This window comes from Hydrogenovibrio sp. 3SP14C1, from assembly GCF_029625905.1.
GTDB lineage: Bacteria > Pseudomonadota > Gammaproteobacteria > Thiomicrospirales > Thiomicrospiraceae > Hydrogenovibrio.
Genome location: NZ_JARTLM010000075.1, coordinates 1 through 280 on the forward strand (window position 1 = coordinate 1; position 280 = coordinate 280).

Genomic DNA, 280 nt, shown 5'->3' on the forward strand with positions numbered 1-280 from the left:
GACCAAGTTAACGCACAAACTTCACCACGTCTTAGGCCGGTATGCATTCCTATGACGAGGGGAATGTGGAAGGGGTCAGCAGGAGGGGTGCGTTTCAGTATTTGGTCATACTGATCAACAGAGATGATTCCCATATCACTGCGGGTAACTTGATGCTGCTGATCGTATACTGGCGGCTCTACATATTGCATCGGATTTTCCCTTATAAGTTTCCATGGATAGACCGCTTTTTTAAAGGCACCACCAAGTACTGTGATGATAATTTCCACACTGTGTTTTG

The 280-nt window shown here is 45.7% G+C and carries 1 protein-coding gene; it reads right to left on the reverse strand.

Annotation, left to right across the window (positions count from 1 at the left end; genetic code table 11):
• Positions 1-269 (reverse strand): hypothetical protein (locus tag P8629_RS11695; RefSeq protein ID WP_442908704.1); only part of this gene is annotated, 269 nt, incomplete at its 3' end.
• Positions 270-280: the final 11 nt, after the last annotated feature.